General features: G+C 73.0%; 14 protein-coding genes. 1 reads left to right on the plus strand and 13 read right to left on the minus strand.

Translation table 11 applies throughout. From position 1 onward, the window contains the following. Positions 1–118 precede the first annotated feature (118 nt). The 12 genes from coaBC to pyrR all read right to left on the minus strand — a co-directional run bounded on the left by coaBC (position 119) and on the right by pyrR (position 13,367). Entirely contained in the window at positions 119–1,366 is a 1,248-nt protein-coding gene (coaBC, locus tag ACWERV_RS11765; protein ID WP_452931722.1) for a bifunctional phosphopantothenoylcysteine decarboxylase/phosphopantothenate--cysteine ligase CoaBC, read from the minus strand. Between the two features lie 144 nt (positions 1,367–1,510). Beyond that, positions 1,511–1,783 (minus strand): DNA-directed RNA polymerase subunit omega, encoded by a 273-nt coding sequence (gene rpoZ / locus ACWERV_RS11770; protein ID WP_031515417.1) that lies wholly within the window; start codon positions 1,781–1,783, stop codon positions 1,511–1,513. 100 nt (positions 1,784–1,883) lie between these two features. Beyond that, entirely contained in the window at positions 1,884–2,507 is a 624-nt protein-coding gene (gene gmk, locus ACWERV_RS11775; protein WP_398180250.1) for a guanylate kinase, read from the minus strand. Between the two features lie 37 nt (positions 2,508–2,544). Further along, positions 2,545–2,868 (minus strand): integration host factor, encoded by a 324-nt coding sequence (locus ACWERV_RS11780; RefSeq protein ID WP_031515413.1) that lies wholly within the window; start codon positions 2,866–2,868, stop codon positions 2,545–2,547. A 356-nt stretch (positions 2,869–3,224) separates the two neighbouring features. After that, positions 3,225–4,070 (minus strand): orotidine-5'-phosphate decarboxylase, encoded by an 846-nt coding sequence (pyrF, locus tag ACWERV_RS11785; RefSeq protein ID WP_452931726.1) that lies wholly within the window; start codon positions 4,068–4,070, stop codon positions 3,225–3,227. Further along, entirely contained in the window at positions 4,067–5,176 is a 1,110-nt protein-coding gene (locus ACWERV_RS11790; RefSeq protein WP_452931728.1) for a quinone-dependent dihydroorotate dehydrogenase, read from the minus strand. Before ACWERV_RS11790 ends, pyrF begins: the two co-directional genes overlap by 4 nt. Positions 5,177–5,279: 103 nt before the next feature. Then, positions 5,280–8,594: a carbamoyl-phosphate synthase large subunit gene (carB, locus tag ACWERV_RS11795; protein WP_452931730.1), complete on the minus strand. Its 3,315-nt coding sequence runs from the start codon at positions 8,592–8,594 to the stop codon at positions 5,280–5,282. Next, positions 8,587–9,720 carry a glutamine-hydrolyzing carbamoyl-phosphate synthase small subunit gene (gene carA / locus ACWERV_RS11800; RefSeq protein WP_398180262.1) on the minus strand — a complete coding sequence of 378 codons (1,134 nt, stop codon included), beginning with the start codon at positions 9,718–9,720 and terminating at the stop codon, positions 8,587–8,589. Before carA ends, carB begins: the two co-directional genes overlap by 8 nt. Continuing rightward, positions 9,717–10,343, minus strand: coding sequence for a PH-like domain-containing protein (locus tag ACWERV_RS11805; protein ID WP_398180265.1), 627 nt, complete (start codon positions 10,341–10,343; stop codon positions 9,717–9,719). Before ACWERV_RS11805 ends, carA begins: the two co-directional genes overlap by 4 nt. Beyond that, positions 10,340–11,632 (minus strand): dihydroorotase, encoded by a 1,293-nt coding sequence (locus ACWERV_RS11810; protein WP_452931734.1) that lies wholly within the window; start codon positions 11,630–11,632, stop codon positions 10,340–10,342. Before ACWERV_RS11810 ends, ACWERV_RS11805 begins: the two co-directional genes overlap by 4 nt. Before the next feature lie 2 nt (positions 11,633–11,634). Then, a complete protein-coding gene (locus tag ACWERV_RS11815; protein WP_398180271.1) occupies positions 11,635–12,639 on the minus strand; it encodes an aspartate carbamoyltransferase catalytic subunit in 1,005 nt (334 codons plus the stop codon). Between the two features lie 95 nt (positions 12,640–12,734). Beyond that, complete coding sequence (pyrR, locus tag ACWERV_RS11820) at positions 12,735–13,367, minus strand: bifunctional pyr operon transcriptional regulator/uracil phosphoribosyltransferase PyrR (RefSeq protein WP_398180275.1); 633 nt, start codon at positions 13,365–13,367, stop codon at positions 12,735–12,737. A 186-nt stretch (positions 13,368–13,553) separates the two neighbouring features. On the opposite strand from pyrR, the gene bldD reads away from it, so the two are divergent. Further along, a complete protein-coding gene (gene bldD / locus ACWERV_RS11825) occupies positions 13,554–14,054 on the plus strand; it encodes a transcriptional regulator BldD (RefSeq protein ID WP_031515395.1) in 501 nt (166 codons plus the stop codon). Positions 14,055–14,596: 542 nt separating this feature from the next. Here the strand turns inward: bldD and fusA are convergent. After that, positions 14,597–16,663: an elongation factor G gene (gene fusA, locus ACWERV_RS11830; protein WP_452931738.1), complete on the minus strand. Its 2,067-nt coding sequence runs from the start codon at positions 16,661–16,663 to the stop codon at positions 14,597–14,599. Positions 16,664–16,925: the final 262 nt, after the last annotated feature.

The following is a 16,925-nucleotide window of genomic DNA, read 5'->3' on the forward strand; positions in this document are numbered from 1 at the left end:
CGTCACTTCTCGTGGCGGTATGACGATCAGTCCCGCCACGGAGGCATTTCGTGGGATTTCCGCCCGTTTCGTTACGCCCGTTCGGGGGATTTCCGCGCGATGGCCTGGTCGGGGGGCGTCAGCCCGTTCGGGTGGTGCCGCCGAACCGGACGGACACAAGATCCCAGACCGTGTCGGCGAGCACCTCCTTCGGGCCGTACGGCACCTCCGTCTCGCTGCCGTCGGCACCCAGCACGACGGCGGCGTTGTGGTCGGTGCCGAAGGCCGTGCCCTCCCCCACCTCGTTGACGACCAGCAGGTCACAGCCCTTGCGGGCGAGTTTCCTGCGCCCGTTGGCGAGGACGTCGTCGGTCTCCGCGGCGAAGCCGACGACGACGAGTCCGGGGTGCGGACGGTCCGCGGACAGGCCCGCGAGGACGTCGGGGTTCTCGGTGAGCCGGATCGGCTCGGGCCCCTGGCCGTCCCGCTTCTTGATCTTCATATCCGCGTAATGAGACGGACGGAAGTCCGCGACAGCCGCGGCCATCACGACCGCGTCGGCGTCCCGGGACGCGGCGAGCACCGCCTCGCGCAGCTGCTCGGCGCTGCCGACCGGCACCACGTCGGCGCCCGCCGGATCGGGCAGCGCGGTGTTGGCGGCGACCAGTGTGACCCGGGCGCCGCGCGCGACCGCGGTCCGGGCGAGCGCGTAGCCCTGCTTGCCGGAGGAGCGGTTGCCGAGGAAGCGGACGGGGTCCAGCGCCTCGCGGGTGCCGCCGGCGCTGACGACCACATGGCGGCCGGCCAGGTCCCGGGTGAGGCCACCGCGGGCGAGCACCCGGCGGCAGACCTCGAAGATCTCCGCGGGCTCGGGCAGCCGCCCCTTGCCGGTGTCGACACCGGTGAGGCGGCCTACCGCGGGCTCGACGACCACGGCGCCGCGGCGGCGCAGCGTCGCGACGTTCTCCTGGGTCGCGGGGTGCTCCCACATCTCGGTGTGCATGGCGGGGACGAAGACGACCGGGCAGCGCGCGGTGAGCAGGGTGTTGGTGAGCAGGTCGTCGGCCAGGCCGTGGGCGGCCCGTGCGAGCAGGTCGGCGGTGGCCGGGGCGACGACCACCAGGTCGGCGTGCTGGCCGATCCTGACGTGCGGCACCTCGTGGACGCCGGTCCACACGCCGGTGGCGACCGGGTGGCCGGACAGCGCGGACCAGGTGGCCTCGCCGACGAAGTTCAGCGCCGACTCGGTGGGCACCACGGTGACGTCGTGCCCCGACTCGGTGAGCCGCCGCAGCAGCTCGCAGGACTTGTACGCCGCGATGCCGCCGCCGACCCCGAGCACGACCCGGGGCCTGCCGCCCGCCGTACCGTCCGCCTGCCGCTCCATGCGTCTCTCCCGTCTGCCGTCGCGCCCTCACCGGCCCCCGCCGGTGCCGGTGCCGCTGCTCCCATGACACACCACAGGCCCGGCGGTCGCGCCGCCGGGCCTGTGGTCATGCGGTTGTGTACGCGTGATGCGCGGTGCGGCTGCTCAGGTGGCCGGGGCCTCGACGGCCTCGGAGGTCAGCAGACCCGCGTTGATCTCGCGCAGCGCGATCGACAGCGGCTTCTCGTGGACGTGCGTGTCCACCAGGGGGCCGACGTACTCCAGCAGGCCCTCGCCGAGCTGGGAGTAGTACGCGTTGATCTGGCGGGCGCGCTTGGCCGCGTAGATCACCAGGCTGTACTTGGAGTCGGTCGCCTCGAGCAGTTCGTCGATCGGCGGGTTGATGATGCCCTCGGGCGTGGTGATGGAAGAGGACACGCTCTACCTACCCCTACTGACGGGAACGAGTGGACGGTGCGGACCGGGTGGCGGGCGCGGAAGCCGGACCGGGGTCCGGCGCGCGGGACAAAGATGCCACTCAGTCGATGTGCATCAAGGCTAGCAGCTCACGCGCTACATCCTCGACGGAGGTGTTGACAAGGGTGCGGTCGAACTCGGACTCGGCGGCCAGCTCGACCCGGGCCGCGGCCAGTCGGCGCTCGATCACCTCGGGCGACTCGGTGCCCCGGCCGGTGAGCCGGCGGACCAGCTCGTCCCAGCTGGGCGGGGCGAGGAAGACCAGATCGGCCTCCGGCATCGACTCGCGCACCAGTCGGGCGCCCTGGAGGTCGATCTCCAGCAGCACGGGGTCACCGGCGGCGAGCCGGTCGAGTACCGCCTGCCTCGGGGTGCCGTAGCGGTGACCGGCGAATTCGGCCCACTCCAGCAGTTCGCCGTTCGCGACGAGTTTGTCGAACTCGTCGTCGTCGACGAAGAAATACTGCACACCGTCCCGTTCACCGGGGCGGGGCTTTCTGGTCGTCGCCGACACCGAGAGCCACACCTCGGGGTGCACGGTGCGCAGGTGGGCGACGACCGTGCTCTTGCCGACCCCGGAGGGGCCGGAGAGCACGGTCAGTCGCGGACGTCTGACCGGGGGGGCCGCGGTGGCCCCCTGCGGAGCGAGGGGGCCGGCGGCCCCCCGGGAGACAGCAGAGCTCATGGAGCGATTATCCCTGGTTCCCGAAGGACCCGGGACATCAGGCGGCGGTGCCGCCGAACTCCCGCTCCAGGGAAGCGATCTGGTTCGAGCCAAGACCGCGCACCCGGCGGCTCTCGGAGATACCGAGCCGCTCCATGATCTGCTTGGCGCGCACTTTCCCGACACCGGGAAGGGACTCGAGCAGGGCGGAGACCTTCATCTTGCCGATGACGTCGTTCTCCTGGCCTTGCTTGATGACCTCGTGCAGGGACGCGCCGGAGTGCTTCAGTCGGTTCTTGACCTCGGCGCGCTCCCGGCGAGCCGCGGCGGCCTTTTCGAGCGCGGCAGCGCGCTGTTCAGGGGTAAGGGGCGGAAGAGCCACGCCTACGTCACCTCGGAAGTAGAGCAATCGGATATGGACCGTGTGGATACACGCTCCCCCCGCACTGGTGCGGGGGTGAGGAGCTGCGCGAGTGAACTGCGCGCTCCTGTCGGAGACTAGCGGTCCGGACGGCTCAAGTCAGCGAGAACAGTCGAAAAGTCCTGGTCAGCCTTGATCCGAGGGGATATTTGGGACAAAGCGGAACAGCTTGCGGGCGCAAAGTCACAGGTGGTTGAATCCGGCCCTTTTTCTGTTCGATATTCGACCGTATTACCCGCAGGTATTACCGCACTATTGCCCCGCTTGGTGACCCGTCTGGCGGAGCCGGCCGCCGCGCCGGGGCGCCGCGGGGACCCTCAGGCCGCCGCGAAGGCCGTACGGACCTCGTCGGTGTACCACTGGACGGCTCCGCGCAGCGCCGCCGCGTCCGGTCCGTGCCGCAGCACCCCGCGGCTCACGCTCGGCAGCACGTTGCCCAGCGCCGTGCCGAAGACCTCCGGGAGGTCGGCCGGGGTCGCCCCCTGCGCGCCGACGCCCGGCGCCAGCAGCGGCCCGTTCACCGCGAGGTTCACCCCCGCCCGGCCCAGCGTCGCGCCGACCACCGCGCCGACCGAGCCGAGCGGCGCCGTCCCGTCGTTCTCCTCGGCGATGGCGTCCAGCATCACCTGGGCGACCGGCCGCCCGTCCGCCGCCGTCGCGCGCTGCACCTCGGCGCCCTCCGGGTTCGAGGTCAGCGCCAGCACGAAGACGCCCGAGCCCGCCGCCCTGGCCGCGTCCAGCGCGGGCCGCAGCGAGCCGAAGCCCAGGTAGGGGCTGACCGTGACCGCGTCGCTGAACAGCGGCGAGGCCGGGTCCAGGTAGGTGGCGGCGTACGCGGCCATGGTCGAGCCGATGTCGCCCCGCTTGGCGTCCATCAGCACCAGGGCGCCCGCCTGCCGGGCCGCCGCGACGGCCCGCTCCAGCACCGCGACCCCGCGCGAGCCGAAGCGCTCGAAGAACGCCGACTGCGGCTTGAACACCGCGACCTGCTCCCCCAGCGCCTCGACCGTGGTCATCGCGAAGCGCTCCAGCCCCGCGACGTCGTCGCCGACGCCCCACTCGGCGAGCAGCGCGGCGTGCGGGTCGATCCCGACGCACAGCTGCCCGCGGGTGTCCATGGCCCGGCGCAGCCGCGCGCCGAAGGGTTCCTGCTCGGTGCTCACGAGGTGGCCTTCCTGCTGTCGGCGCCGACCGCGTCGGCGAGGGTGGCGTACGGGCTCGCGGCCAGCCGGGCGGCCAGCCCCTTGTGGACCGAGCGCATCCAGAACGGCCCGCGGTAGATGAAGGCGCTGTAGCCCTGCACGAGCGTCGCACCGGCGAGGATGCGCCGCCACGCGTCCTCGGCGTCCGCGACACCGCCGACGCCGATCAGCGTGATCCGGTCGCCGACCCGCGCGTACAGCCGCCGCAGCACCTCCAGCGAGCGGTCCCGCAGCGGCGCCCCGGACAGCCCGCCGGTCTCGGCCGCGATCGCGGGGTCGCCGGTCAGGCCCAGGCTCTCGCGGGCGATCGTGGTGTTGGTGGCGATGATGCCGTCCAGACCCAGCTCGACGGCCAGGTCGGCGACCGCGTCCACGTCCTCGTCGGCGAGGTCCGGCGCGATCTTGACCAGCAGCGGCACCCGCCGCTCGGGCACCGCCCGGTCGGCAGCCTCCCGCACCCCGGTCAGCAGCGGCCGCAGCGCCTCGGTGGCCTGAAGGTTGCGCAGCCCCGGCGTGTTCGGCGAGGACACATTGACAACCAGATAGTCGGCGTGCCGGGCCAGCCGCTCGGCGGAGGTCACGTAATCCTGTACGGCCTCACCCTCGGGGACGACCTTGGTCTTGCCGATGTTGACGCCCACGGTGACCGGGAAGACGGCCCGCCGCGCCGCGAGCCGGGCCGCGACGGCGGCGGAGCCGTCGTTGTTGAACCCCATCCGGTTGATCAGCGCGCGGTCCGGCACCAGCCGGAAGAGCCGCGGCTGCGGATTGCCGGGCTGCGGGCGCGCGGTGACCGTACCGATCTCGACGTGGTCGAACCCGAGCATCGCCATGCCGTCGACGGCCACCGCGTTCTTGTCGAAGCCGGCGGCCAGCCCGAACGGGCCCGGCATCGTCCGCCCGAACGCGGTGGTCCGCAGGGCCGGGTACCGCGGGGCCAGCACACGGGCGGCCAGCGCGCGGACCCCGGGGATCCGGGCCGCGGCCCGGATCCACCCGAAGGCCAGGTGATGCGCCTTCTCGGCGTCCATCCGCCGGAAGAGCATCCGGAAGAGCAACTCGTACATGCGTCGCTTTCTCGTCGTACGGTTCGGTGCGCCCCGCCAGGGGGCGTGTGGGGGGCACCTCCCGGGCGCCCCCCACCCGCCCGCCCCGCGCGGTTAGGCGCGGCTAGGCGCGGCTGGCCGCCAGGCGGGCGGCGTGCTCCTGGAGGGAGCCCACCCCGATCTCCCCGCGGGTCAGCGCGTCGATGCCCTGGACCGCCGCGGCGAGCGCCTGGACCGTCGTGAGGCAGGGGATGCCCCGCGACACCGCGGCCGTGCGGATGTCGTACCCGTCGAGACGGCCCCCGGTGCCGAACGGGGTGTTCACGATGAGGTCCACCTCGCCCTCGTGGATGAGGGTGACGATCGTGGGCTCGCCCTCGGGCCCGACGCCCTCGCTCTGCTTGCGCACGACCTTCGCGTGGATGCCGTTGCGGCGCAGCACCTCCGCGGTGCCGGAGGTGGCGAGCAGCTCGAAGCCGTGCTCGATGAGCGCACGGGCCGGGAAGATCAGGGCGCGCTTGTCGCGGTTGGCGACCGAGACAAAGGCGCGGCCCTTGCTGGGCAGGGCCCCGTACGCACCGGCCTGGGACTTGGCGTAGGCGGTGCCGAAGACCGCGTCGATGCCCATGACCTCGCCGGTGGAGCGCATCTCCGGGCCGAGGATGGTGTCGACGCCGCGGCCCTGCGGGTCGCGGAAGCGGCTCCAGGGCAGCACGGCCTCCTTGACGGAGATCGGCGCGTCCAGCGGCAGTTCCCCGCCGTCGCCGGTGGCGGGCAGCAGGCCCTCGGCGCGCAGTTCGGCGACGGTCGCGCCGAGCGAGATACGGGCGGCGGCCTTGGCGAGCGGCACCGCGGTGGCCTTGGAGGTGAAGGGGACGGTGCGGGAGGCGCGCGGGTTGGCCTCCAGGACGTAGAGGATGTCCCCGGCGAGCGCGAACTGGATGTTGATCAGGCCGCGCACCCCGACGCCGCGGGCGATGGCCTCGGTGGAGGCGCGCAGCCGCTTGATGTCGTGGCCGCCGAGCGTGATCGGGGGCAGCGCGCACGCGGAGTCGCCGGAGTGGATGCCGGCTTCCTCGATGTGCTCCATGACGCCGCCGAGGTAGAGCTCGTGGCCGTCGTAGAGCGCGTCCACGTCGATCTCGATGGCGTCGTCGAGGAAGCGGTCGACGAGGACCGGGCGGTCGTGGCTGATCTCGGTGGACTCGGCGATGTACGCGGCGAGCCGCGTCTCGTCGTAGACGATCTCCATGCCGCGCCCGCCGAGCACGTAGGACGGCCGGACGAGGACCGGGTAGCCGATCTCGTCGGCGATGGCCTTGGCGCCGGGGAAGGACGTGGCGGTGCCGTGCTTGGGCGCGGGCAGACCGGCGTCGGCGAGGACGCGGCCGAAGGCGCCGCGGTCCTCGGCGAGGTGGATGGCCTCGGGCGAGGTGCCGACGACCGGCACGCCGTTGTCCTTGAGGGCCTGGGCGAGGCCCAGCGGGGTCTGGCCGCCGAGCTGGACGATGACACCGGCGACCGGGCCCGCCTGCGTCTCGGCGTGCACGATCTCCAGGACGTCCTCCAGGGTGAGCGGCTCGAAGTAGAGCCGGTCGGAGGTGTCGTAGTCGGTGGAGACGGTCTCCGGGTTGCAGTTGACCATGACCGTCTCGTACCCGGCGTCGTGCAGCGCGAAGGAGGCGTGCACGCAGGAGTAGTCGAACTCGATGCCCTGGCCGATGCGGTTGGGCCCGGAGCCCAGGATGATGACCGCGGGCTTGCTCCGCGGCGCGACCTCGGTCTCCTCGTCGTAGGAGGAGTAGAAGTACGGCGTGGCGGCGGCGAACTCGGCGGCGCAGGTGTCGACGGTCTTGTAGACCGGGCGGATGCCGAGCGCGTGCCGCACCTCGCGGACGGTCTCCTCGCGCAGGTCGCGGATGCCGGCGATCTGGGCGTCGGAGAAGCCGTGCCGCTTGGCCTCGGCGAGCAGGTCGGGGTCGAGGCGGTCGGCGGCGGCCAGCTCCTCGGCGTACTCGTGGATGAGGAAGAGCTGGTCGACGAACCACGGGTCGATCCTCGTGGACGCGAAGACTTCCTCGGGGGTGGCGCCGGCCCGGATCGCGGCCATGACGGTGTTGATCCGGCCGTCGGTGGGGACGGCGGCGAGCTCCAGCAGCCCGGCCTTGGCGGCCGGGTCGGCGGGGGTCGCGAAGTCGAACTGCGAGCCCTTCTTCTCCAGCGAGCGCAGCGCCTTGTTGAGGGCCTCGGTGAAGTTGCGGCCGATGGCCATGGCCTCGCCGACCGACTTCATGGTGGTGGTGAGGGTGGAGTCGGCGGCGGGGAACTTCTCGAAGGCGAAGCGCGGCACCTTGACCACGACGTAGTCGAGCGTGGGCTCGAAGGACGCCGGGGTCTTCTCGGTGATGTCGTTGGGGATCTCGTCGAGGGTGTAGCCGACGGCGAGGCGGGCGGCGATCTTGGCGATCGGGAAGCCGGTGGCCTTGGACGCCAGCGCGGAGGAGCGGGAGACCCGGGGGTTCATCTCGATGACGATGACCCGGCCGTCCTCGGGGTTGACCGCGAACTGGATGTTGCAGCCGCCGGTGTCGACGCCGACCTCGCGGATCACGGCGATGCCGACGTCGCGCAGGATCTGGTACTCGCGGTCGGTGAGCGTCATGGCGGGCGCGACGGTGATGGAGTCGCCGGTGTGCACGCCCATCGGGTCGAAGTTCTCGATGGAGCAGACGACCACGACGTTGTCGTGCTTGTCGCGCATCAGCTCCAGCTCGTACTCCTTCCAGCCGAGGATGGACTCCTCCAGCAGCACCTCGGTCGTCGGCGACAGGGTCAGGCCCTGGCCGGCGATGCGGCGCAGCTCCTCCTCGTCGTGCGCGAAGCCGGAGCCGGCGCCGCCCATGGTGAAGGAGGGGCGGACGACGACGGGGTAGCCGCCGAGGGTGTCGACGCCGGCGAGGACGTCGTCCATGGAGTGGCAGATGACCGAGCGGGCGGACTCGCCGTGGCCGATCTTGCCGCGGACCGCCTCGACGACGCGCTTGAACTGGTCGCGGTCCTCGCCCTTGTGGATGGCCTCGACGTTGGCGCCGATCAGCTCGACGCCGTACTCGGTGAGGGTGCCGTTCTCGTGCAGCGCGATCGCGGTGTTGAGCGCGGTCTGGCCGCCGAGGGTGGGCAGCAGCGCGTCGGGGCGCTCCTTGGCGATGATCTTCTCGACGTACTCCGGGGTGATCGGCTCGACGTAGGTGGCGTCGGCGATCTCCGGGTCGGTCATGATCGTGGCCGGGTTGGAGTTGACCAGGATGACGCGCAGGCCCTCGGCCTTGAGGACGCGGCAGGCCTGGGTGCCGGAGTAGTCGAACTCCGCGGCCTGGCCGATGACGATCGGACCCGAGCCGATGACCAGAACGGACCGGATGTCGGTGCGCTTAGGCACGCTGGGCCTCCATGAGCTTGACGAAGCGGTCGAACAGGTACGCGGCGTCGTGCGGGCCGGCCGCGGCCTCGGGGTGGTACTGGACGGAGAAGGCGGGCCGGTCGAGCAGCCGCAGGCCTTCCACCACCTGGTCGTTGAGGCAGACGTGGCTGACCTCGGCGCGCCCGTACGGGGTCTGGCTGACCTCGTCGAGGGGGGCGTCGACGGCGAAGCCGTGGTTGTGCGCGGTGACCTCGACCTTGCCGGTGGCGCGGTCCTGCACCGGCTGGTTGATGCCGCGGTGGCCGTACTTGAGCTTGTACGTGCCGAAGCCGAGGGCGCGGCCGAGCAGCTGGTTGCCGAAGCAGATGCCGAACAGCGGGGTGCCGCGCTCCAGGACCGCCTTGACGACGGTGAGATCGGCGGTGGCCGGGTCGCCGGGGCCGTTGGACAGGAAGACGCCGTCGGGCGCGACCGCGTACACGTCCTCGGCGGTCGCGTTCGCGGGCAGCACGTGCACCTCGATGCCGCGCTCGGCCATCCGGTGCGGGGTCATGCCCTTGATGCCGAGGTCGAGGGCGGCGACGGTGAAGCGCTTGGCGCCGATCGCGGGCACGACGTACGGCTGCTCGGTGGCGACCTCGCCGGCCAGGTCGGCGCCGGTCATCTCGGGCGCCTGGCGGACCTTCGCCAGCAGGGTGCCGTCGTCGGCCACCGCGTTGCCGGAGAAGATGCCGACGCGCATGGCGCCGCGCTCGCGCAGGTGCCGGGTCAGGGCGCGGGTGTCGATGCCGCTGATGCCGACGACGCCCTGCGCGGCGAGTTCCTCGTCCAGCGAGCGCACCGAGCGCCAGTTGGACGGGCGGCGGGCGGGGTCGCGGACGACGTAGCCGGACACCCAGATGCGGCGGGACTCGGGGTCCTCGTCGTTGACGCCGGTGTTGCCGACGTGCGGGGCGGTCATGACGACCACCTGCCGGTGGTAGGAGGGGTCGGTCAGGGTCTCCTGGTAGCCGGTCATGCCGGTGGAGAAGACCGCCTCGCCGAAGGTCTCCCCCACCGCGCCGTAGGCGCGGCCGCGGAAGGTGCGGCCGTCCTCCAGGACGAGTACGGCGGGCGTGCGCGCCGCCCGGGTGGAGGTCGTCATGTCGCGCCTTCCTTCTGGTGCTGCTCGGATTCCGGCCGGGTGCCGGTGAAGGCGACAGCGCTGTCGCCGCTGAGGTCGGTGATCCGCTCGGCCCACGCGGGGTGCCGCGCGGAGCTGTCGAGGCGGAAGCCGGAGTCGATGAGGGTGCCGCCGTGCTCCCAGGTGACGACCAGCAGGCCGCCCTCGGTGAGCACCTTGCCGGCGATGCCCTTGTCGAGCCGGGCGCCGCGCAGGGCGGCGGTGGGGACGAAGAAGCCGGGTGCGCCGGTGCGGTCGACGTCCAGGCCCTGGTCGGTGAGGGTGAGCCCGGCGCGGCTGCGGACGCCCAGGCCGTGCGCGACGATGCGGTCCAGCCACTGCCCGGCGGTGGTGCTGCCGTGGTAGCGGCCCTCGTCCTGGAGCAGTACCCCGCCGGTGGTCTCGGGGGGCTGCGGGAGGGCGGGCAGGCCGCCCTGGAGGGTGCGGCGCCACTGCCAGCCCTGCCGCATCAGCCAGTAGACGAGGCCGACGACCAGGGCCAGGCCCACGACCCAGCCGATCCGGTCGCCCCAGTGGGTGACCTTCGCCGAGTGCTTGTCCCCGGCCTGCGCGGCCGCGAGGGTGAGCCGATCCAGTGGTGTCATACGAGCTTCCCGTCCCTGACCGTCGCACGGCCCCGCAGGAAGGTGGCGACGACCCGGCCCGGCAGCTCACGGCCCGCGTACGGGGTGTTGCGGCTGCGCGAGGCGAAGCCCGCGGGGTTGACGGTCCCACGGTATGCGGGATCGACCAGCACCAGGTTGGCGGGCTCGCCGGGGGCGACCGGGCGGCCGTGCCCGGCGAGCCGGCCGATGGCGGCGGGGCGGGCGGACATCCGGTCGGCGACGCCGGTCCAGTCGAGCAGGCCGGTGTCGACCATGGTGTGCTGCACCACGGACAGCGCGGTCTCCAGGCCGACCATGCCCATGGCGGCGGCGGCCCACTCGCAGTCCTTGTCCTCGTGCGGGTGCGGGGCGTGGTCGGTGGCGACGCAGTCGATCGTGCCGTCCGCGAGCGCCTCGCGCAGCGCCAGAACGTCGGCCTCGGTGCGCAGCGGCGGGTTGACCTTGTAGACCGGGTCGTAGGAGCGGACCAGCTCGTCGGTCAGCAGCAGGTGGTGCGGGGTGACCTCGGCGGTGACGTTCCAGCCCTTGGACTTGGCCCAGCGCACGATCTCCACCGACCCGGCCGTGGACAGGTGGCAGATGTGCACGCGGGAGCCGACGTGCGCGGCCAGCAGCACGTCGCGGGCGATGATCGACTCCTCGGCGACCGCGGGCCAGCCGGTCAGGCCCAGCTCGCCGGAGACGGTGCCCTCGTTCATCTGGGCGCCCTCGGTGAGCCGCGGCTCCTGGGCGTGCTGGGCGACGACCCCGTCGAAGGCCTTCACGTACTCCAGCGCGCGGCGCATGATCACCGCGTCGTCCACGCACTTGCCGTCGTCGGAGAAGACCCGGACCTGCGCGGCGGAGTCGGCCATCGCGCCCAGCTCGGCGAGCTGCTTGCCCTCCAGGCCCACGGTGACCGCGCCGACCGGCTGGACGTCGCAGTAGCCGGACTCCCGGCCGAGCCGCCAGACCTGCTCGACGACGCCCGCGGTGTCGGCGACGGGGAAGGTGTTCGCCATGGCGTGCACGGCGGTGTAGCCGCCGGCCGCGGCCGCCCGGGTGCCGGTCAGCACCGTCTCGGAGTCCTCCCGGCCGGGCTCGCGCAGGTGGGTGTGCAGATCGACCAGGCCGGGCAGCAGGACGTGCCCGGCCGCCTCGACGACCGTCGCGCCCTCGGGGACGGCCAGGCCCTCGCCGACGGCGGTCACCGTCTCGCCGGTGATCAGCACGTCCTGCGCGGCGCCGCCGAGGACCTTCGCGCCGCGGATCAGGGTGGTGTCGCTCATGGTCACTTGCTCTCCTCGGTGCGGGCGGCGGTGCCCGGCTCCGTGCCGGGTGCGGGTCGTTCGGTGCTGAGGGCCGGCTCGGAGCCGCCCAGCAGCAGGTACAGCACCGCCATCCGGGTGCTGACGCCATTGGCGACCTGCTCGACCGCGGTGCAGCGCGGCGAGTCGGCGACCTCGGCGGTGATCTCCATGCCGCGGTTCATCGGGCCGGGGTGCATGACGATGGCGTGCTCGGGCAGCGCGGCCATCCGGCGGCCGTCCAGGCCGTAGCGGCGGGCGTACTCGCGCTCGGTCGGGAAGTACGCGGCGTTCATCCGCTCGCGCTGCACCCGCAGCATCATGACCGCGTCGGACTTCGCGAGGACCGCGTCCAGGTCGTAGGAGACCTCGCACGGCCAGGTCTCCACGCCGATCGGCAGCAGCGTGGGCGGCGCGACCAGGGTGACCCCGGCGCCGAGGGTGGCCAGCAGCTGGACGTTGGAGCGGGCGACACGGCTGTGCAGGATGTCGCCGACGATCGTGATCCGGCGGCCGGCCAGGTCGCGGCCCACCCCGGACAGGTGGCGGCGCATCGTGAAGGCGTCCAGCAGCGCCTGCGTGGGGTGCTCGTGCGTGCCGTCACCGGCGTTGACCACCGAGGCGTTGATCCAGCCGGAGGTGGCCAGGTTGTGCGGGGCGCCCGAGGAGTGGTGCCGTACGACGACGGCGTCGGCGCCCATCGCCTCCAGCGTCAGCGCGGTGTCCTTGAGGGACTCGCCCTTGGAGACCGAGGAGCCCTTGGCGGAGAAGTTGATGACGTCGGCGGACAGCCGCTTGGCCGCCGCCTCGAAGGAGATGCGGGTGCGCGTCGAGTCCTCGAAGAACAGGTTGACGACGGTGCGGCCGCGCAGGGTGGGCAGCTTCTTGATCGGCCGGTCGGCGACGCGGGCCATCTCCTCGGCGGTGTCGAGGATCAGCAGGGCGTCGTCACGGGTGAGGTCGGCGGCCGAGATCAGGTGGCGCTTCATGGTGACTCGTCTCCGGGTGTGCGGGGGCATGGCGGTGCGGCCTTCGGGCATGCGGCGGCGCGGGACCCCGGCGTGGGGGTCCCGTCGGTACGGCGCTACTCGTCCGCTGCCGTGCCGCTGCGCGGTGCCGGGTCGCGCTGGCCGAGCAGGACGCTGTCGCGCCCGTCCTGCTCGGTGAGCAGCACCCTGACGGTCTCGCGCTGCGAGGTCGGGAGGTTCTTGCCGACGTAGTCGGCGCGGATCGGCAGCTCGCGGTGGCCCCGGTCGACCAGCACGGCGAGCTGGACGGCCCGCGGGCGGCCGATGTCGCCCAGCGCGTCGAGGGCGGCGCGGATGGTGCGGCCGGAGAAGAGCACGTCGTCCACCAGGACGACGAGCCTGCCGTCGATCCCGTCACCCGGGATCTCCGTCGTGGCCAGCGCGCGCGGCGGGCGCAGCCGCAGGTCGTCGCGGTACATGGTGGTGTCGAGGGAGCCCACCGCGGTCTCGCGGCCGGTGATCTCGGCGAGCTTGGCGGCCAGCCGGCGGGCCAGGAACACACCGCGGGTGGGAATGCCGAGGAGCACCACATCGTCGGCGCCCTTGGCGCGTTCGACGATCTCGTGGGCGATACGGGTGAGGACCCGGGCGATGTCGGGTGCCTCAAGGACCGGGCGGTCCTGCCGGGGATCGGCGATACCGGCGGTAATAGCTTCGTCGGCCGAAGCGGCCGTGTGGTTCTCGACCATGGGTCGGGGACCTCCTTCCCCGCCTCACGGGACGGGCGTTAAAGGACGTCGGGGGTACGCCCATCACCGTATCAGGTGACCCGGACCGCCCAGGTCAGAGACCGGTCGGACCTATTCGGCTTGACGAGCGCGGATTACGCTGCGTAACCTCACAGTGAGTCACCGAGATTCCGTCCGGGGAGCCATATGTCCAGCGATTACGCCAAACAGCTCGGCGCGAAGCTCCGCGCCATCCGCACCCAGCAGGGACTGTCGCTGCACGGTGTCGAGGAGAAGTCCCAGGGCCGCTGGAAGGCAGTGGTCGTCGGCTCGTACGAGCGCGGCGACCGTGCCGTGACCGTCCAGCGCCTCGCCGAACTCGCCGACTTCTACGGCGTGCCGGTCCAGGAACTGCTGCCGGGCTCGACTCCCGGCGGCGCGGCCGAGCCGCCGCCGAAGCTGGTCCTCGACCTGGAGCGGCTGTCCCAGGTCCCGCCGGAGAAGGCCGGCCCGCTCCAGCGGTACGCCGCGACGATCCAGAGCCAGCGCGGCGACTACAACGGCAAGGTGCTGTCGATCCGGCAGGACGACCTGCGCACGCTCGCCGTGATCTACGACCAGTCGCCCTCGGTCCTGACCGAGCAGCTCATCGGCTGGGGCGTCCTCGACGCGGATGCGCGCCGCGCGGTCCAACACGAAGAGGGCTGACGCCCTGCCCTGAGCAGAAACGTCCCGCCGCGGGGCGGTCCCCCCTCCCCGGGGCTCCGCCCCGCCCCCCGCGCCTGGGTGGCAGCCACTTGCGGTGGCACATCGCCTGTCCGCCGGTGGGGGCTTGTCGCGCAGTTCCCCGCGCCCCTAAAAAACGGGTGCCGTCGCCCCGCAGCTGCGCCCCTAAAAACGGGTGCCCTCCACCCCGCAGCCGGGCCCCTGAAAACGGGTGCCCTCGCCCGCGGCCGGGCCCCCGCAAGGGAACCCTCACCCCCGCCGGCAGGCAGCCGCTGAACCGGCCTGGAGGGGGACGGTGCGGGGTGCCCCCGCAGGAATGCGCTGGGAGGGGCTCACCAACTACGGTGAGGGCGAAGGCGCATTCCGAGGAGGTGCCCCGTGGCGGCCCCCGACCCGCCCACCGGCGCGCCGCGCAAAGGGGCGCGAGGAACGGCGCGAGCAACCCCCCACCCACCGCAAGGTCGCACACCGCACCGCAAGGGGCAGCCCGGGGCGGCGCACCCCGGACCACCCCCACGCGCGGGTCAGACCGCCACGTACCCCGCGGAGCGGCTCGTGAAGGTCGCACGGCCCTGCGTACGCCCGCGCAGCGACCCCGCGTAGCCGAAGAGCCGCGCCAACGGCACCGTCGCGGTCACTTCCGTCGCCCCGCCGACGGACCGCTGGCCCGCCACCCGCCCCCGCCGCGCGGCAAGATCACCGAGCACCGCCCCGACGCAGTCGTCCGGCGAGGTCACCGTGACCTCGACGACGGGCTCCAGCACCCCCATCCCGCACGCCCGCAGCGCCCCGCGCAGGGCGTCGCGACCGGCGGTGCGGAACGCGAGCTCGGAGGAGTCCTTGGGGTGCGTGGCCCCGTCCGTGAGGACGACCCGCAGGCCGGTGACGGGGTGCCCGCCGAGGGGGCCCTCGGCGAGCGCGTCCCGGCACCCGTCCGCGACAGCGCGTACGTACTCGCGCGGCACCCGCCCGCCGGTGACGGTGGACGCGAACACGAACCCCTCCTCTCCCCCGCCCTGCGGAGCACCTTCGTGCGGGTGGACGTCGATCACCACGTGCGCGTACTGCCCGGCGCCGCCGTCCTGCTTGACGTGCCGGTGGACGTGCCCGGTCACCCCGCGCGTCACGGTCTCCCGGTAGGAGACCTGCGGGCGGCCGACCGTGACCCGGATGCCGTGGTCGATGCGCACTTTCTCGACCGCGACCTCCAGGTGCAGCTCGCCCATGCCGGCCAGCACGAGCTGGCCGGTCTCCGCGTCGGTGCGGACCGTCAGCGACGGGTCCTCCTCGGCGAGCCGGGCGAGCGCGCCGACGAGCCGTTCGGTGTCGGCGGACAGCGCGGCCTCGACCGCGACGGAGACGACCGGGGCGGCCACCGCCGGGGGTTCCAGGACCAGCGGCGCGCCGGGCGCGCACAGCGTCGCGCCGGGGCGTGCGGCCTTGGGACCGACGACGGCGACGATGTCGCCGGCGACGGCCTGCTCCGCCTCGGCGTGCCGGTCGGCCTGCACCCGCAGGATGCGGCCGACGCGTTCGGTGCGCCGGGTGCCCGCGTCCAGCACCGTGTCCCCCTTCCGCAGCGTGCCCGAGTAGATCCGCAGGAACGTGAGCCGCCCGGTGGCGGTCGCGTTGACCTTGAACACCAGCCCCGCGAAGGGCGCCGCCGGATCGGCGGGCCGTTCCGCGGGCCCGTCCGCCGCCCGGCCGCGTACCGCCGGGACGTCCAGCGGCGAGGGCAGGTAGGCGGTGACGGCGTCCAGCAGCGGTTCGACACCGCGGTTGCGGTAGGCCGAGCCGCACAGCACGACGACGGCCTCGCCGCCGCGGGTGAGGTCGCGCAAGACCGCGGTCAGCGCCTGCGGGCTCAGTGTCCGCCCGGCGCAGAACTCCTCCAGCGCGGCCGGGTGCAGCTCCGCCACCGTCTCCTCCAGCAGCCTGCGGCGGCGTACGGCCTCGTCGCGCAGCTCCTGCGGCACCTCGCCCTCGGTGTACGCGGCGGCGCCGTCCGCCCAGACCAGTGCCCGCATCGCCACCAGGTCGACGACGCCGGTGAAGCCGTCCTCGCGTCCGATGGGCAGCTGTACGACGAGCGGTACGGTGTGCAGCCGCCGCCGGATGGAGTCGGCCGCGGCGTCGAGGTCGGCGCCGGCCCGGTCCAGCTTGTTGACGAAGGCGATGCGGGGGACGCCGTGCCGGTCGGCCTGCCGCCACACCGACTCGCTCTGCGGCTCGACGCCGGCGACCGCGTCGAAGACGGCGACCGCGCCGTCCAGGACGCGCAGCGAGCGTTCGACCTCGTCGGCGAAGTCGACGTGGCCGGGTGTGTCGATCAGGTTGATCCGGTGGCCGTCCCAGTCGCAGGAGACGGCGGCCGCGAAGATGGTGATGCCGCGGTCGCGCTCCTGCGGGTCGAAGTCGGTGACGGTGGTGCCGTCGTGGACCTCGCCGCGTTTGTGGGTGGCGCCGGTGAGGTACAGGACCCGCTCGGTGACGGTGGTCTTGCCTGCGTCCACGTGGGCGAGGATGCCGATGTTGCGGACGGTCGCGAGGGGGTTGGCGGTCTGACGGGTACGGGTGCGGGTGCTGCGCACGGCCCTGGGCCTTTCGGGTGATCCGGGAATCGGGCGGGCGCGATTCCCCGGGCGCACCGGGCCCACGGGTCGCCTGGCGGCGGAGGGCGTGCGGGTGCGTCAGGGGGTCCGGGGCCGGCCGCGCAGCCGGCTCCGGAGACACGAAGACACCAGGATCACCCGGTGCCGCGGCGCGGGGACGACAGCGGCGGTACGCACGGCCGTCTCCCCTCGTTCGTCGGCGGGCGCGCTTCCTCGTGGCGGACTGCGCGCGATTCCGGGC

This window comes from Streptomyces sp. NPDC004031, from assembly GCF_053604375.1.